At 62.7% G+C, this 22,326-nt stretch carries 21 protein-coding genes; 11 read left to right on the forward strand and 10 right to left on the reverse strand.

Translation table 11 applies throughout. The annotated features are described in order from the left end of the window. Positions 1 to 155 precede the first annotated feature (155 nt). On the reverse strand, positions 156 to 1,526 hold the full coding sequence (glmM, locus tag ACN0YF_RS11775; RefSeq protein WP_417482002.1) for a phosphoglucosamine mutase: 1,371 nt from the start codon (positions 1,524 to 1,526) through the stop codon (positions 156 to 158). A gap of 110 nt (positions 1,527 to 1,636) precedes the next feature. Here glmM and galU point away from each other — a divergent pair, with 110 nt between their 5' ends. Further along, entirely contained in the window at positions 1,637 to 2,524 is an 888-nt protein-coding gene (gene galU / locus ACN0YF_RS11780) for a UTP--glucose-1-phosphate uridylyltransferase GalU (RefSeq protein ID WP_417494533.1), read from the forward strand. Here galU and ACN0YF_RS11785 read toward each other — a convergent pair. Then, on the reverse strand, positions 2,521 to 3,495 hold the full coding sequence (locus ACN0YF_RS11785) for an NAD-dependent epimerase/dehydratase family protein (protein WP_417494534.1): 975 nt from the start codon (positions 3,493 to 3,495) through the stop codon (positions 2,521 to 2,523). The genes galU and ACN0YF_RS11785 overlap by 4 nt on opposite strands. 48 nt (positions 3,496 to 3,543) lie before the next feature. Continuing rightward, the gene (rfbA, locus tag ACN0YF_RS11790) at positions 3,544 to 4,419 is read right to left on the reverse strand and encodes a glucose-1-phosphate thymidylyltransferase RfbA (RefSeq protein WP_417494535.1); all 876 of its coding nucleotides are present in this window, start codon (positions 4,417 to 4,419) and stop codon (positions 3,544 to 3,546) included. Positions 4,420 to 4,578: 159 nt separating this feature from the next. On the opposite strand from rfbA, the gene rfbC reads away from it, so the two are divergent. The 4 genes from rfbC to ACN0YF_RS11810 are packed head-to-tail and all read left to right on the forward strand — an operon-like array spanning position 4,579 to position 7,358. Next, a complete protein-coding gene (rfbC, locus tag ACN0YF_RS11795) occupies positions 4,579 to 5,142 on the forward strand; it encodes a dTDP-4-dehydrorhamnose 3,5-epimerase (protein ID WP_417494536.1) in 564 nt (187 codons plus the stop codon). Positions 5,143 to 5,159: 17 nt separating this feature from the next. Further along, a complete protein-coding gene (gene rfbB, locus ACN0YF_RS11800) occupies positions 5,160 to 6,221 on the forward strand; it encodes a dTDP-glucose 4,6-dehydratase (RefSeq protein ID WP_417494537.1) in 1,062 nt (353 codons plus the stop codon). After that, positions 6,218 to 7,144, forward strand: coding sequence for a dTDP-4-dehydrorhamnose reductase (gene rfbD, locus ACN0YF_RS11805; protein WP_417494538.1), 927 nt, complete (start codon positions 6,218 to 6,220; stop codon positions 7,142 to 7,144). Before rfbB ends, rfbD begins: the two co-directional genes overlap by 4 nt. Before the next feature lie 58 nt (positions 7,145 to 7,202). Continuing rightward, a complete protein-coding gene (locus ACN0YF_RS11810) occupies positions 7,203 to 7,358 on the forward strand; it encodes a hypothetical protein (RefSeq protein WP_417494539.1) in 156 nt (51 codons plus the stop codon). Positions 7,359 to 7,537: 179 nt separating this feature from the next. Here ACN0YF_RS11810 and ACN0YF_RS11815 read toward each other — a convergent pair whose 3' ends face one another. Further along, positions 7,538 to 8,506: a KpsF/GutQ family sugar-phosphate isomerase gene (locus ACN0YF_RS11815; protein WP_417494540.1), complete on the reverse strand. Its 969-nt coding sequence runs from the start codon at positions 8,504 to 8,506 to the stop codon at positions 7,538 to 7,540. A gap of 346 nt (positions 8,507 to 8,852) precedes the next feature. Here ACN0YF_RS11815 and gpmA point away from each other — a divergent pair, with 346 nt between their 5' ends. The 3 genes from gpmA (at position 8,853) to ACN0YF_RS11830 (ending at position 11,598) form a co-directional block, all read left to right on the forward strand. Next, the gene (gene gpmA / locus ACN0YF_RS11820) at positions 8,853 to 9,575 is read left to right on the forward strand and encodes a 2,3-diphosphoglycerate-dependent phosphoglycerate mutase (protein ID WP_417481955.1); all 723 of its coding nucleotides are present in this window, start codon (positions 8,853 to 8,855) and stop codon (positions 9,573 to 9,575) included. A gap of 3 nt (positions 9,576 to 9,578) precedes the next feature. Further along, complete coding sequence (gene ribD / locus ACN0YF_RS11825; protein WP_417494541.1) at positions 9,579 to 10,232, forward strand: bifunctional diaminohydroxyphosphoribosylaminopyrimidine deaminase/5-amino-6-(5-phosphoribosylamino)uracil reductase RibD; 654 nt, start codon at positions 9,579 to 9,581, stop codon at positions 10,230 to 10,232. A gap of 64 nt (positions 10,233 to 10,296) precedes the next feature. Beyond that, a complete protein-coding gene (locus ACN0YF_RS11830) occupies positions 10,297 to 11,598 on the forward strand; it encodes a pentapeptide repeat-containing protein (RefSeq protein ID WP_417481953.1) in 1,302 nt (433 codons plus the stop codon). Positions 11,599 to 11,671: 73 nt separating this feature from the next. On the opposite strand, the gene ACN0YF_RS11835 is transcribed toward ACN0YF_RS11830, so the two are convergent. Next, positions 11,672 to 12,148: an Hsp20 family protein gene (locus ACN0YF_RS11835; protein ID WP_417481952.1), complete on the reverse strand. Its 477-nt coding sequence runs from the start codon at positions 12,146 to 12,148 to the stop codon at positions 11,672 to 11,674. Between the two features lie 233 nt (positions 12,149 to 12,381). Between ACN0YF_RS11835 and ACN0YF_RS11840 the strand changes: the two genes are divergently transcribed. Both ACN0YF_RS11840 and ACN0YF_RS11845 read left to right on the forward strand, forming a co-directional pair. After that, the gene (locus ACN0YF_RS11840; RefSeq protein WP_417481951.1) at positions 12,382 to 13,344 is read left to right on the forward strand and encodes a class I SAM-dependent methyltransferase; all 963 of its coding nucleotides are present in this window, start codon (positions 12,382 to 12,384) and stop codon (positions 13,342 to 13,344) included. Positions 13,345 to 13,346: 2 nt separating this feature from the next. Further along, complete coding sequence (locus ACN0YF_RS11845; RefSeq protein ID WP_417494542.1) at positions 13,347 to 14,012, forward strand: hypothetical protein; 666 nt, start codon at positions 13,347 to 13,349, stop codon at positions 14,010 to 14,012. Here ACN0YF_RS11845 and hisN read toward each other — a convergent pair. The 3 genes from hisN to ACN0YF_RS11860 all read right to left on the reverse strand — a co-directional run bounded on the left by hisN (position 14,009) and on the right by ACN0YF_RS11860 (position 16,250). Further along, entirely contained in the window at positions 14,009 to 14,806 is a 798-nt protein-coding gene (hisN, locus tag ACN0YF_RS11850; RefSeq protein ID WP_417494543.1) for a histidinol-phosphatase, read from the reverse strand. The genes ACN0YF_RS11845 and hisN overlap by 4 nt on opposite strands. Positions 14,807 to 14,866: 60 nt before the next feature. Then, complete coding sequence (locus tag ACN0YF_RS11855; protein WP_417467388.1) at positions 14,867 to 15,253, reverse strand: helix-turn-helix domain-containing protein; 387 nt, start codon at positions 15,251 to 15,253, stop codon at positions 14,867 to 14,869. 121 nt (positions 15,254 to 15,374) lie between these two features. Then, positions 15,375 to 16,250 (reverse strand): N-formylglutamate amidohydrolase, encoded by an 876-nt coding sequence (locus tag ACN0YF_RS11860; protein ID WP_417494544.1) that lies wholly within the window; start codon positions 16,248 to 16,250, stop codon positions 15,375 to 15,377. A gap of 137 nt (positions 16,251 to 16,387) precedes the next feature. Between ACN0YF_RS11860 and cpdR the strand changes: the two genes are divergently transcribed. Further along, a complete protein-coding gene (gene cpdR / locus ACN0YF_RS11865; RefSeq protein WP_143024064.1) occupies positions 16,388 to 16,753 on the forward strand; it encodes a cell cycle two-component system response regulator CpdR in 366 nt (121 codons plus the stop codon). A 133-nt stretch (positions 16,754 to 16,886) separates the two neighbouring features. On the opposite strand, the gene ACN0YF_RS11870 is transcribed toward cpdR, so the two are convergent. Further along, the gene (locus tag ACN0YF_RS11870; protein WP_417494545.1) at positions 16,887 to 18,914 is read right to left on the reverse strand and encodes an alpha/beta hydrolase family protein; all 2,028 of its coding nucleotides are present in this window, start codon (positions 18,912 to 18,914) and stop codon (positions 16,887 to 16,889) included. Between the two features lie 194 nt (positions 18,915 to 19,108). Next, entirely contained in the window at positions 19,109 to 22,030 is a 2,922-nt protein-coding gene (locus ACN0YF_RS11875) for a TonB-dependent receptor plug domain-containing protein (RefSeq protein ID WP_417494546.1), read from the reverse strand. Between the last annotated feature and the right edge of the window lie 296 nt (positions 22,031 to 22,326).

Consider the following 22,326-nt stretch of genomic DNA (forward strand, 5'->3'; position numbering starts at 1 on the left):
GAAGCCGAAATAGGCAAAACTTCCCAGCAGCTGATCACCGAGAAGCCGCCCCTCGGTCTGATGGGCATGACCGAGAATGACCAGGATGACGGCCAGGGCCCGGAGGTATTGCAGTTCGACGATCTGTCCGGTGGCCGGCTTTCCCGACATGGTCGCTAGGCGGCCGCGCGTTCGATCGCCGAACGGACATCATCGACCACGCTGCGGATCAGTTTCATCTCGCCCTCGGCCATCACCCGGATCACCGGTTCGGTACCGGATGCACGCACCAGAAGCCGGCCATTCGTGCCCATGCGCTGCTCCGCCTCGGCGATCGCGGCTTTCACCGCCTCGCTGGCGAGGGGGGACTTGCCCTTGCCAACGCGGACATTCTCGAGCAATTGCGGCGCCGGCTTGAACACCCGGAACACCGAGCTCGCCGGCTCGCCGGAATCGACCAGCACGCGCAGGACCTGCAGCGCGGCGATCAGCCCGTCACCCGTCGGCGAGAAATCCGGCATCACGATATGACCCGAGGCTTCGCCGCCGAGATTGATCCCGGTCTCTTTCATCCGCTCGGAGACATAGCGGTCGCCGACCTGGGTCCGCTCGAGCGCGATGCCCTCGCCTTCGAGGAACCGCTCAAGGCCCAGATTGGACATCACCGTCGCGACGATGGCCGGTTTGGCGAGCTCGCCGGTCTTGTGCCAGTGACGCGCAAGCATGGCGAGGATCTGGTCGCCATCAATCACGCGGCCCTTCTCGTCACACAGGATCAGCCGGTCGCCATCGCCATCCAGGGCAATGCCCAGATCGGCGCGGTATTTGACCACTTCCTTGGCCAGCCGCGCCGGTGCGGTCGAGCCGCAATCCTCATTGACGTTGAAACCATTCGGCTCGACGCCGATCGGGATCACGTCGGCGCCCAACTCCCACAGCGCGGTCGGGGCAACCTTGTAGGCGGCACCATTGGCGCAATCGATCACCAGGCGGAGACTGGACAGGCGCTGGGTGCGCGGAAAGGTGGATTTGACGATCTCGACATAGCGCGCCTGGGCATCATCGATCCGCTTGGCCCGGCCGAGATCGGACGGGCCCGCCAGTTCCTCGCTGAGGCTGCCATCCATCAGCGCCTCGATCTCCAGCTCGGTCACATCGTCGAGCTTCTTGCCCTCCGGTCCGAACAGCTTGATGCCATTGTCATGATAGGGATTGTGCGAGGCGGTGATCATCACCCCGAGATCTGCCCGCAAAGACCGCGTCATCAGCGAGACCGCCGGCGTCGGCAGGGGGCCGAACTGGAACACATCCATCCCGACCGATGTGAACCCGGCGACCAGCGCCGATTCAATCATGTAGCCGGACAGGCGCGTATCCTTGCCGATCACGACCGAGTGGCGGCCATTGTGGCGCACGAAGTGCCGGCCCGCTGCCATGCCCAGCCGCAGCGCGGTCTCGGCCGTCATCGGGAATGAATTGGTGAGGCCGCGGACACCGTCCGTGCCAAAGTATTTCTTGCCCATGCGCGCATCCAGACACTGGTTTATCCCGAACATATAGGAGCTCGGCCCTTACGCGAAGTGAATGCGTAAGCTGGACGGCAGTTGTTTGATCCGATAGGCGTTTATCAACGATAGAGACATGGAGAGCGCCCGTCATGAAGCGAGTCCGCAAAGCCGTCCTGCCGGTTGCCGGCTTGGGAACACGCGTCCTGCCCGCCACGAAATCCATCCCGAAGGAAATGCTGCCGGTGTTCGACCGGCCGGCTATCCAGTATGTCGTCGACGAGGCCATCGCGGCCGGCATCGAGCATTTCGTCTTCGTCACCGGGCGCAACAAGGGAGCGATCGAGGACTATTTCGACCGCGCCTACGAACTCGAGGCAACCTTGCAGGGCAAGGGCAAGACGGACATTCTCGAGATCCTCGACCAGACCCGGGCCACACCCGGCTCGATGAGCTTCGTACGCCAGCAGGCACCACTCGGGCTCGGGCACGCGATCTGGTGTGCGCGGGACATTATCGGCGACGACCCGTTTGCCATCCTGCTCCCCGACGTGCTCGTGCGCGCCGAACCCAGCTGCCTGGCGCAGATGGTCGCCGCCTATGAAGATACCGGCGGCAATATCATTGCCGTCGAACAGGTCGCACCGGAGAATGTCGACAAGTACGGCGTCATCGATCCGATCGAACGCCATGGCAACCGGATCCGCATGCGCGGCATGGTCGAGAAACCGGCCGTCGACAAGGCGCCGTCCAACCTGGCGATCACTGGCCGCTATATCCTGCAAGGCTCGATCTTCAAGTATCTCGAGGACCAGGCTGCGGGAGCCGGCGGCGAAATCCAGCTGACCGACGCGATGGCGCGCCTGATGCAGCACCAGGACTTCCACGCGGTGGAGTATGAAGGCAGCTCATATGATTGCGGCGACAAGCTGGGCTATCTGCGCGCCACGCTCGCCTTCGCACTCAACGATCCCGAATACGGCCCGGCGGCCCGCAGCGTCGCGGAAGCCGTCCTGAAATCCGAAGGACAGACGGGCTAGGCCGACGGGCCACGCCAGTCACGATACCAGTCGGCGAAGCGGGCCAGCCCGTCCTCGATCCGGATGCTCGGCTTGTAGCCGTAGACCCGCTCCAGCTTGCTGGCGTCGGCATAGGTGCGCGTGACATCGCCGGCCTGCATCGGCAGCATGACCTTCTCGGCCGTCATGCCCAGTGCGCCTTCCAGCGCCGAGATCATGTCCATCAGCTTGACCGGTGAGGCCCCGCCGATATTGAACACATCGTGATGGCCGCGCGCCGGGCTGTCGTCGAGCACGCGCAGCAGCGGCGCGATGATGTCGTCGATATAGGTGAAGTCGCGTTCCATCTCGCCATTGTTGAAGACCTTGATCGGACGGCCCTCGAACATGGCGTCCGAAAACAGCCAATAGGCCATGTCAGGCCGGCCCCAGGGGCCGTAGACCGTGAAGAAACGCAGGCCCGTCGCCGCGATGCCATAGAGGCTGGCATAGGCCGAACTCATCAATTCATCCGCCAGCTTGGTCGCTGCGTAGAGCGAGGCCGGCTGCATGGTGACGTCATCTTCCCGGAACGGCACTGCAGAGCGCTCGCCATAAACCGAGCTGGACGAGGCGTAGACCAGGTGTTTGAGATCATCGCCGAGAAAGCGGGCCGCCTCGAGGATGGAGAGATGGCCGTGAAGGTTGGAATTGGCGTAGGCGAAGGGTTGATCGATCGAATATCGCACACCGGCCTGGGCACCGAGGTGCAGGATACGGTCGGGGCGAACGCGTTTGACCAGCGCCAGCACGGCCTCATTGTCTGCCAGTTCCATCTTCTCGAAGGTAAAGCCGTCACGGGCCTTCAACAGGTCCAGACGGGCCTGTTTCAGGGCCGGGTCGTAATAGGCGTTCAGATTGTCGATACCGACAACCTCCTCACCCCGATCGAGCATGGCATTGACCGCATGAAAGCCCACAAAGCCTGCAGCACCTGTCACTAGAACCGTCATTCAATTTCCCCACGTCAATCCACCGGCCGAACCTGGCGGCGGATATCGCTAATTATCTTCAACGTCCAACAGCTTGGCCAAATACTTCCCATAGTCGGAATTCGCAAAACGCTGCGCGGAAAACCGCAGGGCATCGCGGTCTATCCAGCCATTCACAAAGGCGATTTCCTCAAGGCAGGCGATCTGCAAACCCTGCCGCCGCTCCAGCGACCGGACATATTCCGATGCCTCGAGCAAGGCCTGCGGCGTACCGGTGTCGAGCCAGGCAATGCCGCGGCCCAGCCGCTCGACACGCAGGTCGCCGCGCTCCATGTAGGCGCGGTTCACATCGGTGATCTCAAGCTCGCCGCGCGGCGACGGGCGGATCGACCGGGCAATCTCGATCACATCATTGTCGTAGACATACAGACCGGTGACCGCGAGATTCGAGCGCGGCTCGCGCGGCTTCTCCTCGATCGCTACCGGGCGGCCATCACGATCGAGCACAACGACGCCGTAGCGCTGAGGCTTGTTGACATGATAGGTGAAAATCGTGGCCCCGGAGGTCAGCCCGGCGGCCTTGCGCACCAGGTCATCGAACCCGTGCCCATAAAACAGATTGTCCCCGAGGATCAGCGTCACCGGCTCGTCGCCAATGAAATCCTCGTCGAGCAGGAAGGCCTGCGCCAGGCCCTGCGGGCTGGGCTGCACGACATAGCTCAGCTGGACGCCGAACCGGGACCCGTCACCGAGCAATTGCCGGAACCGGTCCTGATCTTCCGGCGTGGTGATGATCAGGATCTCCCGAATCCCGGCCAGCATCAGCACCGAGAGCGGATAGTAGATCATGGGCTTGTCGTAGACAGGCAGCAATTGCTTGGACGTGCAGAGCGTCAAAGGCCAAAGCCGCGTTCCGCTGCCCCCTGCAAGCACAATTCCTTTCACGTTCCACCCCAGTCAGTTACCGCGCACGCCCCAGACGGACTGCTACACGCATACAAGACCTCAGCCGGTCTGGGAACCGCACGAAGGCGGTTCCTGCCCGGCCAGACTTGAGTTGCCCTGCAAACCTGCGCATATCCCCGTAGAACAGGGAGCGCCGACATGCAGATTGAACGCCTCGCCATTCCCGGAGTGGTGCAATTCACCCCGCCGCGTTTTGGCGATCACCGTGGATACTTCTCTGTCACCTATAATCGCGACGCCCTCGCCGCGCTGGGCATCCACTCCGACTTCTCCCAGGACAATCAATCCTGGTCCGCCGCAGCCGGCACCGTGCGCGGGCTTCACTTCCAGCGTCCGCCGGCTGAACAGGCCAAGCTGGTCCGGGTCGTCCAGGGCCGGGTGATGGACGTGGTGGTGGATGCGCGGCACGGCTCGCCGGCCTTCGGCCAGCACACCAAGTCCGAACTGTCAGCGCAGAACGGCACCCAGGTTTTCGTGCCCCGCGGCTGCCTGCACGGATTTGTAACGCTCGAAGCTGATACAATCGTCCAGTACAAGGTCGACAATGACTACGCACCAGGGCTGGATGGAAGTGTGGCCTGGGACGATCCGGAGCTGGGCATTGACTGGGGCATCGAGCACGGCGCCGCGACCCTGTCGGAAAAAGACGCCAACGGTTTGTCCTGGGCGCAATTCGAGACGCCGTTCCGGTTCGGCGCGTAGAGCGGAGGCGCAACAGCGTGAAGATTCTCATCACAGGCGGCTGCGGTTTCATCGGTTCTGCCGTGGTCCTCGCGGCGCTCGAACGCGGCCATGATGTCGTCAATCTCGACGCGCTGACCTATGCCGCCAACCCCGCCAATCTCGCCAGTGTCGAAGACAACCCCGCCTATCGGTTCGAGCAGGCCGATATTCGCGACGGCGCGGCGCTGGAAGCCATCCTTGCCCGGCACCAGCCTGATGCCGTGATGCATCTCGCCGCAGAGTCCCATGTCGACCGCTCGATCGACGGACCACAGATATTTGTGGACACCAATGTCGGCGGCACAGCCCAATTGCTGCGCGCCAGCACCGAATATCGCAAGACGCTTGCCTCCGGCCGCGCTGATGCCTTCCGCTTTCACCACGTCTCGACCGACGAGGTCTATGGCTCGCTCGGCGCGACAGGCCGCTTCACCGAAGACAGTCCCTACCGGCCCAATTCCCCCTATGCGGCCAGCAAGGCGTCCGCCGACATGATGGTGCGCGCCTGGCACGAGACCTATGGCCTGCCGGTCGTCATCTCCAACTGCTCCAATAATTACGGACCGCGGCAATTCCCGGAAAAGCTGATCCCTGTGGTCATCCTGTCGGCGCTCAGTGGCGCGCCCATCCCCGTCTACGGGCGCGGTGCCAATGTGCGCGACTGGCTTCATGTCGAGGATCATGCCGACGCCCTGCTCGCCATTCTGGAACGCGGACGGATCGGCGAGACGTATAATGTCGGCGGCGATGCGGAACGCAGCAATCTGGACCTGATCAAGCTTCTGTGCGCCGAACTCGACCGCCAGTCTCCCCGCCAGGGCGCCTCCAGTGATCTCATCACCTTCGTGGCCGACCGGCCGGGTCATGATTTCAGATACGCCATCGACGCCAGCAAGCTGCATCGCGAACTGGGCTGGTCACCGCGTCTCACGCTGGAAGACGGGCTGGCCCGGACAGTGCGCTGGTATCTCGATCATGACGCCTGGTGCCGCCAGTCACTGGCACGGGTTGGCAGTGAAGCCTCGTTGCAACGCCTCGGGCTCGGGCCGAAGCCATGATGGCGGATATCATCCTGCTCGGACGCTCCGGCCAGGTCGCCACGGCCGTCGCGGCGCTGGCAGCAACGACCGGGCGCAATATCCGGCAATTGGCCCGTCCGGCCTTCGACCTTTCAAACCCCGACAGTATCGCCCCCGCGCTCGAGCCGGTGCTGGCCGCCGCGGCTCCGGGCAGCGTGCTGGTCAATGCAACCGCCTATACCGATGTCAATCGCGCCGAGGCGGAGCCGGATCTGGCGCACACGCTCAATGCCCTGGCACCGGGCATCCTGGCCGAGAACTGCCGGCAGGCGGGCATGCCACTGATTCATCTGTCCACGGATTACGTCTATGACGGGACGAAGGGCGCGCCCTATGTCGAGACCGATGCCTGCAACCCGCTTTCAGTCTATGGCCGCACCAAACTCGCCGGCGATGAAGCCGTCATGCGCAGCGGCGCCCGCCACGTGATCCTGCGAACCTCCGCCGTCTACTCGGCGACGGGAAAGAATTTCGTGCGCACCATGCTTGAGCTCGGCCGCCGGCAGGACCACGTCCGGGTGGTCGCGGATCAAAGCACCAACCCGACCGCAGCGGCGAACATCGCAACCGCCATCCTCGAAATCGCCGACCGCCTGGCAATGGGTACGCCTGATGGCGGTGTCTTCCACTTCTGCGGCGACACTTCGGTCAGCTGGGCAGATTTCGCGACCGAGATTTTCGGCATCGCCGAAGGGCTGGGAGAGCGCGCCGTCCAGGTCGGGCGCATCGCCGCGAAGGAGTTTGCGAGCCCGGCGGCGAGGCCCGCCTTCTCCGTCCTCGACTGCGGTGCCATTGCAGACCGGTTCGGGATCAGCCAGCCGGATCACGGCGAGGCCCTGGCCCGCGCAATCACCCTGATCCTGGCTGGAGGCACTACCGGCGACGCAACCAAAGCTTGCTAAAAATGTTAATTTGACCGACACTGAACCCGTTGTTGTAACAAGCGGGTGGGCTTGGTTGATGATTGATCTTGTGTGCAGTCTCGTCACTTGGGGATTGCTCGGCATCTTTGCCGGCTTCCTTGCCTATGGGGCAGCCGTCGCCGCCTACACTCTGCTCCGCTTCTATCAGGGTCAGTTCGCGAAGCTCGCCAGCGCCCGCTCGAAGAGCCATTGAGACAATCCAGAAACCTGACGGAATAACACCCGGAACGGCGCCGCAGAGCGATGCCACGACGAGTCCCTGAAGGGCTGCGCCACCTATCCCGGACAAATCAACACAACCTGGTCGGGCACCAGGCCCGCATCCGCTGGCGACAAAGCCGGAAGCGTGAGCGGCCTGACGGTCTTGGGTGTCTATTTCAGTCCGGCGCGCAACAGGTCGTGCAGGTGCAAGATGCCTTGCGGGCGATTGTCGGCGTCGACGATGAACAGCTGCATGATCTTGGCCTTGCCTGCCGTCATTTCGCGCAGGGCGTCGGCGGCGAGCATGCCCGGGGTACCCGTTTTCGGATCGGCCGTCATGATCGCCTGCGCGGACTGCTCGACCAGCGCATCCCCCATATGCCGGCGCAAATCACCATCGGTGATGATCCCGACCAAGTGGTCGTCCTCGTCGACAATGCCCGCACAGCCGAAGCTTTTTACCGTCATCTCGATCAGCACATCGCTCATCGGGGCGGTTCGCGCGATCAGCGGCATTTCCTCGCCGCGATGCATGATGTCGCCGGCCGTGGCGAGGGCCGCGCCGAGCGCGCCGCCAGGGTGGAAGGTCTTGAAGTCAGACGCCGTGAAACCACGGTGCTCGAGGAGGGCAATGGCGAGGGCATCGCCCAGCGCCATCATCAGCGTCGTCGATGTCGTCGGCGCACTGGTCTCGCCGCAGGCTTCCGGCGCGTCGGGGAGGATCAGCTTGTAGTCGGCGGCCCGTGCCAGCGTGCTTTCGGCCTGGGTTGTCATGCCGATCAGCGGGACGGAAAAGCGGCGGCAATAGGCGATCAGATCGCCCAGTTCGCGAGTCTCGCCGGACTTGGACAGGGCGAGCACGGCATCATCCGGAGTGATCATGCCGAGATCACCATGGCTGGCCTCGGTCGGGTGGACGTAATAGGCCAGCGTACCGGTCGAGGCGAGGGTCGCCGCGATCTTGCGCGCCACATGCCCGGACTTGCCGACGCCGGAACAGATCAGGCGACCCTTGACCTGGCGGAGCCGTTCGATCGTGGCGGAAAATGCGCCATCAACCGAATGGAGCAAGGCGTCCAGCCCGTCTCGTTCAAGCGCGATCACGCGCCGGGCGGATGCGACGGGGTCAAAATCAATCATGCCGGGTTCCTGAATCGCGAGGGCATACTGTGCGCCTCCATAACAGAACCGCGCACGTCCCGGAAAGGGAGGTGCGCGGCTGGTCTGACGAGAGCGGGTCCGGCACTCCACAGGGGGGCGCGCAATGCCGGGTCAGTTTTCGCCACCAAGGCCGGTTTCGCGGGCATCTTTTGCGAGATAATCCCCGAATCCACCCCTCTGCTCCTACGGGAAAACGACTAGCACAACTCGCCTGACAAGTGAATTGAAATCGGCCCGCGCGGCGCCCGTGACAGCCACCGATCCTTGCCCACAACCTCACGCCGGGCTATCGCTTCGCCACCGTTATGCGCAAGGAGATATCGCGATGCCACAACTCGCCCTAATCCGCCACGGCCAGAGCGAGTGGAACCGGCAAAACCGGTTCACCGGATGGGTTGACGTCGATCTCACCGATGAGGGCGTCGCCCAGGCGCGCCATGCCGGCGACCTGCTGGCCGAAGCCGGGTTCAAGCCGGATCGCGCATTCACCTCGGTCCTGACACGGGCAATCCGCACGATGAATTTCTGCCTGGAAGGCCTGGATCGCGTCTGGATCCCGGTGGAGAAGTCCTGGCGGCTGAATGAGCGCCACTATGGCGCCCTCGCCGGCCTCAACAAGGATGAGACCCGGGCCAAGCATGGCGATGCCCAGGTCAAGATCTGGCGCCGCTCCTTCGATACGCCGCCACCGCCGCTGGCCGAAGACGATCCGGACCATCCCGCCAGGGATGAGCGCTACCGGAGCGTCCCGGCGGCACTCCTGCCCAATTCGGAATCGCTGAAGATGACGCTCGAACGCGTCGAGCCGGCCTGGGAAGGCATGATTGCGCCACGCCTGGCCGCCGGTGAGAACGTGATTATCGCCGCCCACGGCAACAGCCTGCGCGCGCTGATCAAATTCCTGTTCGAGGTCAATGACCAGGACATCATCGACATCGAGGTGCCGACCGGAAATCCCCTGCTGATCGACCTCTCCGATGAGCTCAAGCCGGTCGCCGCGCGTTATCTCGATCCCGAGCGTGCCCGGTCGCTGCCACCCCTGCCCTGATTGATGTTCAGTCCGGCCGATCACCGTTTCATGGATACCGCCCTGGCCCTGGCCCGGGCGCAACTGGGCCGGACGGCACCCAATCCCGCCGTGGGCTGTGTCCTGGTGTCCGGCAACAGGATTGTCGGCTGGGGGGCGACCGCCGATGGCGGCCGGCCTCACGCCGAACGCCGCGCCCTCGATATGGCCGGCGAGCTGGCGCGCGGCAGCCGCGCCTATGTGACGCTTGAGCCCTGCGCCTTTCACGGCCAGACCCCGCCCTGCGCCGATGCGCTGGTCGAAGCCGGGGTCAGCTCCGTTTGCATCGCCTGCCTCGATGAGCATCCCAAAGTCGCCGGCCGCGGCATCACCCGGCTGCGCGAGGCCGGGATCGAGGTCGAGACGGGATTGCGGGCACAGGATGCCGAGGCGCTCTATGCCGGTTTCTTTCACCGGCTCCGGACCGGGCAACCCAGGATCTATCTCGACCCCGACCCCGCCCGGTATGACGCAGTGCTGACATTGACGTCACAGAACGAGCTGGACAGGATTCTCGACGAGCTTGGCGAGGCCGGCATGAACCGGGTGAACCTGGACCCGGAACACCCGCTGGCAGGCCACCTTGTCGAAGCCGGTCAGGCGCAATTTCCCGGCCCTGCAACCCACACCGTGCGTTAACACTCCAGCGCTAGGCTGATCAGTCAGAGTCCGCACTGACAGGTGCGACCGACAGAGGTGATGCATGGCCGGGCAGAAAATCGAGCACACGAGACTCGACCAGACGCAGGTCGACCAGATCTGTGACCGGCATGAGCGGCTGTGGTCCGGACGCTCGGGCGGAGCCCGTGCCAATTTCGCCTATTCGATTCTTGAAGACCTCAATCTTTCCAATCGCGAGCTCTCGGATGCGGACTTCAGCGGCGCGGTGCTGCGCGGCAGTAATCTGTCCGGTGCGACGCTCAACAGCGCCATCTTCTTCGCCGCCGACCTGCGCCGGGCATCGCTTGAGGGCGCCTGCCTGCGCCGCGCCGACCTGCGCGGTGCGATCATGCGCGGCGCCAATCTGACCGGAGCGGACATGACCGAGGCCGATCTGCGTGAAGGCGCGATCGCCCAGGTCGACAAGGAAAAAGGTCTGGCGATCCTCACCCATACGGCGCAGCAAAATGACGCCGGCAAGGCCAATTTCACCGGCGCCAATCTGTCGGGCTCGAAAATGGCCGGCATGACTGCCCAGACCGCCGACTTTACCGATGCTGTCCTGCTGGGCGCCCGGATGATCCGGGCCAATCTTCGCGGTTCCTCCTTCCACGGCGCCAATCTGGAGGGTGCCGACCTGTCCGGGGCCGACCTGACCGGTGTCGATTTCACCAACAGCGTGATGATCGGCGTCAAGACGACCATGGCGAAAACCGAAGGCATGAAAACCGACGGGGCCCTGACCAACGAACCGGTCGGCATTGACCCCACCGCGCTCGAGCATCCGGTCGCCGACCAGATTGCCGCCCATGTCCTGTGGTGTGAAACCGATGGCCGCGAAGGCAAGCCATCCCTGTTTGACGGCATGGACCTGCGCGGGCTGCATTCGCTCGCCGGCAAGACGCTGACCGCCTTCCACGCCCGCGGCTCGACGCTTTATGGCCTCGATCTCGAAGGGGCACAGTTGCAGGGTGCCCGTCTTGAACGCGCCGACCTGCGCATGGCCTGCCTGCGCGGAGCCGATTTGCGGGGCGCCGATCTGACCGGGGCCAATCTGAGCAATGCCGACCTGCGCGATTGCCAGTTCGGACCGCTGGTTCTCGAGGGCAACCGCATGCTGCCGGCCTCGCTGGCGGGCAGCAAGGCGCGCTATGCCGATCTTCGCGGGGTCGACCTGCGCCAGGCGAAGGCCACCGGCGCCGATTTCTCCTATTCGCGGCTCGACGGCGCCAATGTCCGCAAGGCCCGCTTCAGCGGCTCATGCTTTACCGGCGCAACGCTTGACCGGGACTTTCTCGAACAGGCCGAGGCCGTCGACGGCGCTGTGGATATCCGGGCAGCCTGACCCGAAAAAAGGGCGGCGAACCCGGGTTCGCCGCCCAATTCGGAGGGGTATTTGCTGTCGTGTGTGACGGCGATCAGGCCGCCTTGGTCTTGCGCGATTCAATCAGACGCGCCTTCGGCTTGCCGGAGACATCTGTGATCGCGATCTTGCGCGGCTTGGCCGCTTCGGGGACCTCGCGCACGAGCCGCACTGTCAGCAACCCATTGAGCAATTCGGCGTCGGCCACTTCGACGTGGTCCGCCAGATGGAAGCGGCGCTCAAAGGCGCGCTCGGCGATACCACGGTGCAGGAAGCGCCGGGTTTCAGCCTCATCCTTTTCGACGATCTTGCCGGCGATGGTCAGGACATTTTCCTGGACCTCGACGGTCAGGTCCGCTTCGCCAAATCCGGCAACGGCCAGCTCGATGAGATACTCGTTCTCATCGACATGCTGGATGTTGAAGGGCGGATAGCCCTGCGACTCGATCTTGGTCGCGGAATCCATCATGTCGGCCAGCCGGTCGAAACCGACGATGGAGCGGTAGAGCGGGGTGAAATCAACTGTTCTCATTTCAACTTATCCTCTTTTTGAGCGACAAGAGCTGCCGGCAAACCATTTGCCAGAGCTGAACCAACCCGGGTTACGCCAGATGGCCGTAACCGGGTCGCGAACCCCATAAAGGCGGCTCGCAAGACTCAGATGGGAACTGATTATCGCCGCTGCAAGCCCTGTCGCGCGCGAGGGTGATTGCCTTGCTGCCGGGCCTTCTCTAGGACTATCCCTCCCGTTGCCGGAGAGAACCGATGAATCAGAATATCCTGCTTGGGGCCACCATGGCCTCGCTTATGCTCGTCACCGCCTGCAGCGAACCGGCTGCCCCACCGGCAGACAACACGCTTGCCGACGCAGACGCCAGCACTGGCACCGAAACGGCACCCGCCGAGACGGACGTGCCCGCATTGCCGGAACTGACCGAACTCTCCGATGTCCTCGCCGGTGAATGGCGCGAGGCCGACGCCGCCCGCGACGCCGCCCGCCATCCTGCAGAGACGCTGGAGTTCTTCGGGATTGATCCGAGCGGAACCGTCATCGAAATCTGGCCCGGCAGCGGCTGGTATACCGATATTCTGGCGCCATGGATTGCCGCCAATGGCGGCCAGTATGTCGCCGCGCATTTCCCGTTGAGCTCGGAAAACGCCGCCCGGCGCAATTCCCGCGCAGCCTTCGAGAACCATGTCAGCGACCACGCCATCTACGGCAATGTCCGCATGGTCGATTTCGGCCAGCGCAGCAATGCCCTGGTTGAACCGGGAACCGCCGATGCCGTCCTGACCTTCCGCAATGTCCACAACTGGATGATGTTCGGCTATGCGGAGCGGGCCTTTGACGATTTCTATGCCGCCCTGCGCCCGGGCGGTGTCCTCGGTGTCGTCGACCACCGCCTGCCCTCCACCCGTGAACAGGACCCGCAGGCCCGTTCCGGCTATGTGCAACAGGCCTATGTCATCGCGATGGCCGAGGAAGCCGGTTTCGAGCTGGTCGGGACCTCCGAGATCAATGCCAATCCGGCCGATACGGCGGACCATCCATTCGGCGTCTGGACCCTGCCACCCGTGCGCCGGTCGGCAGCGGGCGGCGAGGAAATGGCGGCTGATTTTGATCGCGCCGGCTATGATGCGATTGGCGAGAGCGACCGCATGACCCTGTTGTTCAGAAAGCCTGCCGCCGATGATGCCGCCGCGGCCAGCGAGGACGATGGCGAGTGACAATGATGCGGCTCATCCTCGCGGCTGTCATGACCGCTGGCCTGATGGCCAGCGGTGCATCGGCTCAGACCGAACCGCGCGAGATCGGCCCGCTGATGACGCTGTTCCCGCATTGGCAGGACTATCTTGACCTGCCAGCCGAGGACCGCAGCCGCTTCACGCTCGGCTATCAGATCAGCTCCAGCCAGGGCGTTCCGGCCGAAGAGATCCAGGTCAGCTATAGCGCCGGAGATATCCGCGGCACGCTCGAACTGGACGCACACGGACGCGTGCTCAATCCGCCGGATACCGCGTTGATCGAGGCCGCCCCCATTGCTGCGGTGAACCAGCCCCCCGGCAGCATGGCCGGCCGGATGACATTCGAGGCGCGCTTTGACGACATGATGCGGATCTCCCCGCACGACGCTGTCGGGGCCCTGGACCAGGCCAATCGGGCCATGCGCCGCGTCGGCGGGGTCGCCGCGCTGTTCGCACCGGCCTTCAAGACGGTGATTTTCGTGTTCGATGGCCCGGCACCCGAAGCCTGGGCGGTCCGCGCGGATATGGAACGCACGCCGCTTACCGTGCAGGAAAACCGCGTGATCTACCGGCCCAATGACCGCGATATGCGCAATGTCAGCGAAATCGTGCTCGGCCGCGCGCCGGCCTTCATTCTGATCGACAGCTAGAGCGCTGCCGGTTTCAGCAGTGCGAGCGTTTCCGCCAGGAGTTCGCGATTGGCTGCCGCGACCACCTGGCCGCCGCCACTGCAATCACCACCGGACCAGTTGGTCATCACCCCGCCAGCGCCCCGCACCACGGGCATGATCGCCTGCACATCATAGGTCTGCAGTCCGCTCTCGACCACGAGGTCGATCCCGCCCATGGCCAGCATGGCGTAGGCATAGGCGTCATAGCCGTAGCGGCACAGCCGCACCCGCTGGCGCAGATGATCGAAGACCGCCGCCTCATCACCCTGGAACAGGTATGGATCCGTCGACGACAGGATCGCATCGGACAAGGCCGCGGTCCGGCTGGTCTGGAGATTTCGCGTTTCGTTGCCGCGCTGCCAGCGCGCGCCGCTGGGCCAGCCGATAAAGCGTTCGCCGGTCAATGGCTGATCGATCAGCCCGATACGGGGCTGATCCTGCTCGGACAGGGCAATCAACACCGTCCAGCTCGGCAGGCCGGCGATGAAGGCGCGCGTTCCATCAATCGGGTCGAGCACCCATTGACGCCCATTCAGGCCCGGTTTCGGTGCGAATTCCTCGCCGAGGATACCGTCGTCCGGCGCCAGCTCGGCCAGCACAGCGCGCATGGCGGTTTCCGAGGCCCGATCAGCGATCGTCACCGGATCGAAGCCCGCTTGCAGCTTGTTTTCAACGGCAAGTGGCTGACGGAAATGCGGCGCAATCGCAGCCCGCGCGGCGTCGGCCATGCGGGCGGCGATAATCAGATCGGCCTGGTCTTTTTCTGCTGACATGCCATGCGCCTAGCATGGCGGGGCCAGCCGCACCAGACAGGATGCGGCCCGGCCTCCGTCTCAGGCAGCGTCGTTCGCCGCTTCTTCGGGCTCGAGCGATTTGGCCAGTTCGAGCAGACGTTTGCGCGGACGTTCACCGAGCCGGTAATAGGCGCGGATCAGGTCGACCGTTTCCTTCTGCGAGAGCACATCGGCGGCAAGGTGACCCTCACCGGCGATCTCGTCGCGATGCGACAGGCCCTCATAGAAATACTGCACCGGAACGTCGAGCGACTCCGCGAGCTCGAACAGGCGGCTGGCACTCACGCGGTTGGCGCCGCATTCGTACTTCTGGATCTGCTGGAACCGGATCCCGACCGACTCAGCCAGCTGTTGCTGGGTGAGACCCAGGAGCCGGCGCCGGCGCCGCAGACGCTTTCCAACGTGAAGGTCGATATCGCTTGTCATAATCGTTTGCCGCCCATTCTTCGCCTGTTGATGTGCGCCGCTGTGGGACGCTCACCTGAGAGGAGAGCAAAGCGCGTGCCGCGCGAAGCGAGACCATGATGCTCGCCTTATATGGGCATGATTATGACGATGAGAGGCAAGCCCAGTCCCGGCCGCAGATTTCGGAGATAAAGCTTTGTATCTTTTCACGAAAGATTTCGAAGTCGGCTGTCGGCATGACGCGGGATTCGTGCAGGTAGAGCCCGCGATTGATCTCGATCTGGATCACATGCACGCCTGTGGCGGGTTTGCCGTAATGCTCGGTGGTGTGGCCGCCGGCATAGGGAGTGTTTCGAACTGCAACGTATCCCTGCCCGCGCAGACCCGCTTCGATCGCGGCCGTGACGCGCGGGTCACAGGACTGGCCGAAGCGGTCGCCGAGCACAAAGTCGACGCCGGGCGCGCTGTGTGCGGGCATCGAATGCATATCCAGCACGACGGCATATCCGAAGGCCTCGCGGGTTTCCGCAATCAACTGATCGAGAGCGGCGTGATAGGGCTCGTAATAGGTCGCTAGCCTTGTGTGGGCCTCCTCCGACTGCAATCGCCGGCGGTAGAGCACCTGTCCGTCCGCGCCGACACGCGGGATCACGCCAAGGCCGCAGGCAACACGGCGCGATGGCGGATCGGCCCGCAGGCCGATGCGGTCGCGAAACATGCCCGTATCCAGTTCGCCGCGCCCCCGGTTCGCATCAATGAAGACACGGGGGAAGAGCGCACACACCAGGCTGGCGCCGCTGTTGGCCGCGCCGTCGATGAGCCGGTCGACATAAGCGTCTTCCGATCGTCGAAGCTGCTCGACAGGAACACAGGTCGCGGCGCATAATTCCGGCAGATAGTCCCGCCCCGAATGGGGCGAGGCGAGGATGAGCGGCCGCGCATCCGGACCATCAGGGCGCACCACGCAAACCACGCCGGCGACACTGGCTTCATCTGCTCTTGCGGGTGTCTTCGGCATGATTGAATGGGGCGCTGTCATGGGATGAGAGTGGGCGGGTGCAGTTCGCTGGTCAAGCGGCAGCGCGTTCAGCGGGCTTTTACCTTAGGGGTGTATGGTTGCGTCAATATCGGTTTTCGTGAGGGTGGGACCCAATCATGTGCAAAATTCTTCTGGCTGAAGATGATGATTCAATGCGGGACTTCCTGGCCAAGGCGCTCAAGCGCGCCGGCCATGACGTGACGGTTTGTTCCGACGGTGAGGAAGGCCTCGACGCCATTGGCGAGAAGGCTGCCCAGTTCGACCTCTTGCTGACGGATATCGTGATGCCGGGCGTCGACGGGATTGAACTCGCGCGCCGGGCAGCGGAAGTCGATCCGGCCCTGAAGATCATGTTCATTACCGGTTTCGCCGCCGTCGCGCTCAATCCGGGCTCGGGGGCTCCGACCAATGCGAAGGTGCTCTCGAAGCCTTTCCATCTGCGCGAACTTGTCGATGAAGTCGCCCGGGTCATGGCGGCCTGACACCGGCTTTTCCGGATCACGCATACGAAAACACCGCCTTCAGGGCGGTGTTTTTTTGTGCCCGCACGGCGCAGCTCAAAAAAAAGCCCCCCGGTCTCCCGGGAGGCTCTTCTTCAAGTCTGGCCGGAGCGGACTAGAGTCCGCCAGGCCCGCAATCCTCGGCGAGGAAGCGCTCGATCGCCGGAAGCGTTTCGGTCTGATGCCGTGGATACCAAGGCATGCTGTGCGGCATGTCTTCCACGACCAGCAGCTCGGCGTGCACCCGGCCACGGACCGCATTGTAGAAGTCGACCGAGTGGAACAGGGGGACGCGGACATCGCGATTGCCGTGGAACAGCATGATCGGGATGTTGGCGCGTTCGGTGTTCTGCATCGGATCCATGCCGGTAACGGTCCAGCCCTGGACTGCGCGCTGAACGCGATTTTCGCTCCAGTTAGTGCCGATACGCGCCAGATTGCTGACCCCGGCACCGGCGATCGCGCACTGGTAGGGACTGTTTTCACGGACCACAGCTGCGATGGCAGCAAAGCCGCCATAAGAATAGCCAAAGATGGCGATCCGGTCCGGGTCAGCAATGCCCTGCGAGACCAGCCAGGCCGCACCGTCATCCTTGTCGTCCTGCATGGACAGGCCCCATTGGGCATCGCCGGCGCGCCAGTGATCCAGGCCCCAACCATCGGAACCACGATATTGCGGACGCAACACGGCATAGCCACGTGAGGTCAGGAAGGGCACCCAGCCGCTCCCGTCCCAGCCGACGCCATCGCGAGCCCATGGTCCACCATGTGGGTGGATGATGGTCGGCAATGGGCCGTCAGAAGGTTCCCAGCCTGCCGGCAGGGTCAGAATTCCGGGGATCTGCCGACCGTCGCGCGCTGTGTAATGGATCAGAGTCGAGTCAGTCAGGTCCTCCGGGTCAATCCACGGACGTGAATTGCCAAGCAGCGTAATGTGGCCATCGCGGAAGACATAATAGACCGTCGGCATCGCGCCACTTCCGACCGCGAACAGCACCGTGCCCATTCCATCAGTGTAATCAAGGATGGAAACGCCGGCTGTCGGGAAAAGTCCCTCGAGCGTCGTTTGGGTCGCCGACATGGTCGGGTCGATCCAGTAGACGTCATTGCCGCCAGGACCGCTATAGCGGAAACCGAGCACTTCATTGAAATTGCTGGGTGTTGTGCCCAGAATCAAGCCGGTCACGCTATAATTTGGATGCGCCAGGATCGGGCCATCCGAGTAGCGCCGGCTCACCGGATCATACGCATAGACCTGGGCAAGGTCGGAGAACTGGTCCGTGATCACATAATACTGGCCCGTCGCCTCATCGCGGCCGGCCACCGCAACGGTATGGCGCGCACGCAGCTGATAGGTCAGCGGGTCGTGAATTTCGAACTCACCCGTCGTCTCGTTCCGGATAAAGGTCCGGGACTCATAGTCGTTGCCCGGAATTGGCTCGAGGCTGTTACGCACCAGAATTTCGCCGGTGCGGGGATCGATCACCGAAATCTCCGTCCGGCCATTGGCGCGGTACATCAGCTCGGTTTGATCTGTGCGCAGATTGTAACGATAGAAGCTGGCTGCGAGGGTCGCGACATTGACGCGGCGAATAATGATATTGTCCGGGTCAAGCGGCAGAAAGGCCGCGACGGACGCCGTACCCGCAAGTTCGAAACACCGTTCCGTATCACGGCTGACACCGATAGTGCGGCCATTGCGGGCGAAGGCCTGCTCAAAATCCGTTTGTTCGCGGTCAGTCAGATAGACTTGGGTGACAAATGTCGCGGTCGCGCCGCTCTCACGCCCTTCACCGCAACCACGAAGCTGACCGGTCCAGTCTTGCCGGCCCAGAGCCAGGAGTTGGCCGGCCTTGAGCGCGGTCACGCCAACGAATTTCATCCGGTCGCCACTGGGCGTAACGACGGGCGGTTCGGAAAGATCGTTCAGATTCCAGGTTGCGATGGCTGTTTCCTGGTTGTCCGATCCTGGCGCGGCGACGAGCGCCGAGATCATGTCGCCTTCAGTACTCATGGTGACGGAGGCGATGTTGGGGACCCTGGCAAACGCATCGGCAGGAATGGGGGCAATGCGCATTTCGGCAGTCGCTGCCGACGCAATCCCCATACCAATGGCCAGCGAGATCAATGTTCGCTTCAACATGACTGCAATTCTCCTTCTGTCGCGCGATCAAACCGGCGCGGTAACTGTTCCACGGACACACTAGGGGAAATCGTCACAATATCCTAGCGGGTCTTGCCCTGCCTGGCCGCAGCCTGATCGCAGAAAATGCGGGCTGCAAAGAAAAGGGGCGATGGTTGCCCATCGCCCCTCATCAATACTGATACTACAAAACCTTAGAAGGTTTTGGTTGCACGGACGAACAGGGTCCGGCCACGCAGGTCGTACTGGGTTGCCGACAGCGCGGTGTTGCCGCGGCGAGTCGCCGTACCGGTCGAGACCGTTGGTGGCTCTTCGTCCCACATGTTGGACAGACCGGCCAGGAGCGACAGGGTGTCTCCCTGCCAGCGGACCGACACATCATGATAGAGCGTACCTTCGACATTCACGTCGTAGAAGGCATTGGCCTGACCGAAGTAGGAGGCCGTATTGCTCGAATAGATGCTGTTGGACGTGCCATCGATGTAGTTCATGAACCAGGAATAGGTCCAGTCGCCACGACGAAGTTCCGTACGCATGTTGGCGACAAACTCAGGATCGCCAATCGTGCCGTTGAAGTCATTGGTATCATAACCACTTTCAAGGGCCGGATCGAACAGGAAGACTTCGTCATCCATGGTCCAGGTACCCTGACCTTCAATCGTCAGATCACCAATGTCGAGCTCGTGGGTATAACGAAGCGTCAGGTCGAAACCGGACGTGTTCTGCGAGTTGACGTTGATGTAGCTGTCGCGGACTTCCCCGATGCGATACGGCGAAACCGGATCGGTAGCAGGGTTACGGTCGAACAACGTACAGAACACGTTCGGATAGTTGTTGGCACCGTAGCAGCCGCCAACGATGGCAGCGCCACCGAGCTGAGCGACCTGGTTTTCGATTTCGATCGAGAAGTAATCAACCGCCACGCTAAGCGCGAACCGCTGAGGGGTGTAGACGAAACCGATCGTGCTGGCTCGCGACGTTTCCGACTCGAGGACACCAGCGCCACCACCGGAAACGATCGTCGCGGAGGAACCGATACCGGTATAGCCCATCGGGATACCAGCAGCGTTACAGTTGGCGACGATGTTCGCGTTGGTGCTGTTTTCCCAATCGATACAAGGATCGATTGCGGTCTGGCCAACGAATGCCGTCTGGTCACCCAGGAAGAGCTCATACAGCGCCGGGGCACGGTAGGAGGTACCTTCGGTAGCACGCAGACGGAAGGTCGGGGTGATCTGCCAGTTGGCACCGATCTTCCAGACCGAGTCGGAACCGGCGGACTCATAATCAAAGACACGAGCCGAACCGTTCACCGTGAAGGATTCGATGAGCGGCACGCCAGCAATCACTGGGACTTCGACTTCGGCGAAGAGTTCGTTCACCGTGTCATCACCCCGGGTGACCTGGGCGCTGGACGAACCCCAAAGGTCTCCGTCCTGGGCGGCCTGATCCGGGGTATCGTCGATCGAGAAGGTGCGGTGTTCGGCACCGATTGCCATGCCGACAGCACCGGCAGGCAGATCAAACAGTTCACCAGTGGCAATCGCCTTGAAGACGGTCTGTTCGTAGATCGTCTCACCGACCGTGTTGACCGTCAGGTGATCATAGACAGCGTCGGAATAGTTGCCGCTGAGGAATTCGGCGGAGAAGGGATCGTAGACAGGCGAGTTGTCATCGTACTGAACGTCGCCAGAATTCGATGCCAGGATGCCATTGCCTTCGTAGGTACCTTCCGAACGCGAATACTGCATATCAAGAGACCAGGCCCAATCGCTCAGGAAGCCCATGCCGGAGCCGAAGCCGCCGTCAAAGCCCGTGTTGAACGAGAAGTAGTCAACTTCAATACGCGAGTTGGATGGCCAAGCGGCGACAGGCTGCGACAGCTGGAGCGGCCCATCAAACGTTGGGTCGTTGTCGTAGCGATAGCCGGTAGAGCCAGTCCACACAGCTGCGGTCGCGCCGCCGATGAGTGGGAAGAACTGACGCCAGCCATTGGATTCGGTCGAACGACGCGTGAAGAGCGCGTCGGACTGCCAGTCAACACCGCCGAGGAAATCGAGCGAGTAGTCGGCAGACGCATAAAGGCTGATACGCTCTTGGCGGTTGATCGCATCTGCGGTCAGGACGCGAGCGTCGTTCAGCACGTCTTCATAATAGGCTTCACCAGCCGGATCGTCATAGCGGCCGTTGGCGCGCGGACGGTAGCCCGGGATCACGCTGCCAGCGGAAAGGCCATCTGGATCCGGGATGTAGCGATCACCGAAGAAGGCATCAATGATGGTGTTCGCATACAGATTGTTACAACCAGCCAGCGGGGTGCCGGCGAGGATGGAACGGTCTTCACGGTCGATGATGTTGCCACCGGCCGAGTCGCGCACGAGATCCTGTGGGCAGCTCAGATATTCACGGTCGCCGATCTGGAGCGATTCACGGAGCTGGTATTCAGCACCGAGAACGACACTGCCGCGATCGAAGTTGAAACCATAGGCACCGCTGATGCCATAGGTTTCGCCACCACCGGCAAGCGGGGCGTTCATCGTGACGGTGATTTCCGGACGATCAACCTGGCGGCGGGTGATCACGTTGACCACACCGGCGACGGCGTCAGAACCGTAGATCGAGGACGCGCCGTCCTTCAGGATTTCGAAGCGCTGAACGATCGAAGACGGGATAACGTTGAGGTCGAACGAGCCGACCTGACCACGCGTACCGGCCGGGCCAGGGCGATTGCCGTTGACCAGGACCAGCGAGCGCTGAGCGCCAAGGCCACGAAGCGAGATCGAGTTCACGCCAACGCCACCTTCGACGACATAACCGCCGAACTGGTTGTTGAGCTGAACCGAACCGGAAGCCACGCTGGCACCCTGGAGCATTTCAGCCGGGTCAACCAGGCCTTCCAGAGTAGCAATCTCGGCGTTGACGACCTGGATTGGAGAGATGGAGGTGAATTCGCTACGACGAATGAGCGAACCCGTGACGACGATAACTTCTTCGTCGGCTTCTTCTTCAGTGTCTGCCGGCTGTGCATAGCTTGGCGAAATAGCCAGACCAGCCGCAGCGAACCCGGCGAGAATTGTCGAACGCAGCAAGCGTTCGCGATCCCAGATATTGCTCACGATCATACCCCTTTTGTGTCTTCGTGGTGGGCGGTGCGGTCCGTTTTCGGCTTTCACACCTAGCCAGATTACCCTGACTGATAGGCCCATAAGAGGAGAAAGGAACAAGTTCGACAAGCGCCGGAGGCCGCTCCCGGAGCTTTCGTCGGAGCTTGTTGCAAAAAAGCCATATTCCGGCCGGCCTGTGACAAACCTGCCATTTGTTGCGACGGGCGACCTTGTGCAGAGCCAAACGGTTGCCCACCGGGGCCGAATGCAGATCAGCTGAAATACACTGGCATTTGTGCCTTGCCTCT

Source organism: Maricaulis sp. (genome assembly GCF_048270265.1).
Lineage (GTDB): Bacteria > Pseudomonadota > Alphaproteobacteria > Caulobacterales > Maricaulaceae > Maricaulis.

Coding starts and splice junctions, on each gene's coding strand:
- galU (WP_417494533.1), top strand. CDS start 1,637: ATGAAGCGAGTCCGCAAAGCCGTCCTGCCGGTTGCCGGCTTGGGAACA.
- ACN0YF_RS11785 (WP_417494534.1), bottom strand. CDS start 3,495: ATGACGGTTCTAGTGACAGGTGCTGCAGGCTTTGTGGGCTTTCATGCG.
- rfbC (WP_417494536.1), top strand. CDS start 4,579: ATGCAGATTGAACGCCTCGCCATTCCCGGAGTGGTGCAATTCACCCCG.
- rfbD (WP_417494538.1), top strand. CDS start 6,218: ATGATGGCGGATATCATCCTGCTCGGACGCTCCGGCCAGGTCGCCACG.
- ACN0YF_RS11810 (WP_417494539.1), top strand. CDS start 7,203: ATGATTGATCTTGTGTGCAGTCTCGTCACTTGGGGATTGCTCGGCATC.
- ACN0YF_RS11815 (WP_417494540.1), bottom strand. CDS start 8,506: ATGATTGATTTTGACCCCGTCGCATCCGCCCGGCGCGTGATCGCGCTT.
- gpmA (WP_417481955.1), top strand. CDS start 8,853: ATGCCACAACTCGCCCTAATCCGCCACGGCCAGAGCGAGTGGAACCGG.
- ribD (WP_417494541.1), top strand. CDS start 9,579: ATGTTCAGTCCGGCCGATCACCGTTTCATGGATACCGCCCTGGCCCTG.
- ACN0YF_RS11830 (WP_417481953.1), top strand. CDS start 10,297: ATGGCCGGGCAGAAAATCGAGCACACGAGACTCGACCAGACGCAGGTC.
- ACN0YF_RS11835 (WP_417481952.1), bottom strand. CDS start 12,148: ATGAGAACAGTTGATTTCACCCCGCTCTACCGCTCCATCGTCGGTTTC.
- ACN0YF_RS11840 (WP_417481951.1), top strand. CDS start 12,382: ATGAATCAGAATATCCTGCTTGGGGCCACCATGGCCTCGCTTATGCTC.
- ACN0YF_RS11845 (WP_417494542.1), top strand. CDS start 13,347: ATGATGCGGCTCATCCTCGCGGCTGTCATGACCGCTGGCCTGATGGCC.
- hisN (WP_417494543.1), bottom strand. CDS start 14,806: ATGTCAGCAGAAAAAGACCAGGCCGATCTGATTATCGCCGCCCGCATG.
- ACN0YF_RS11855 (WP_417467388.1), bottom strand. CDS start 15,253: ATGACAAGCGATATCGACCTTCACGTTGGAAAGCGTCTGCGGCGCCGG.
- ACN0YF_RS11860 (WP_417494544.1), bottom strand. CDS start 16,250: ATGCCGAAGACACCCGCAAGAGCAGATGAAGCCAGTGTCGCCGGCGTG.
- cpdR (WP_143024064.1), top strand. CDS start 16,388: ATGTGCAAAATTCTTCTGGCTGAAGATGATGATTCAATGCGGGACTTC.
- ACN0YF_RS11870 (WP_417494545.1), bottom strand. CDS start 18,914: ATGTTGAAGCGAACATTGATCTCGCTGGCCATTGGTATGGGGATTGCG.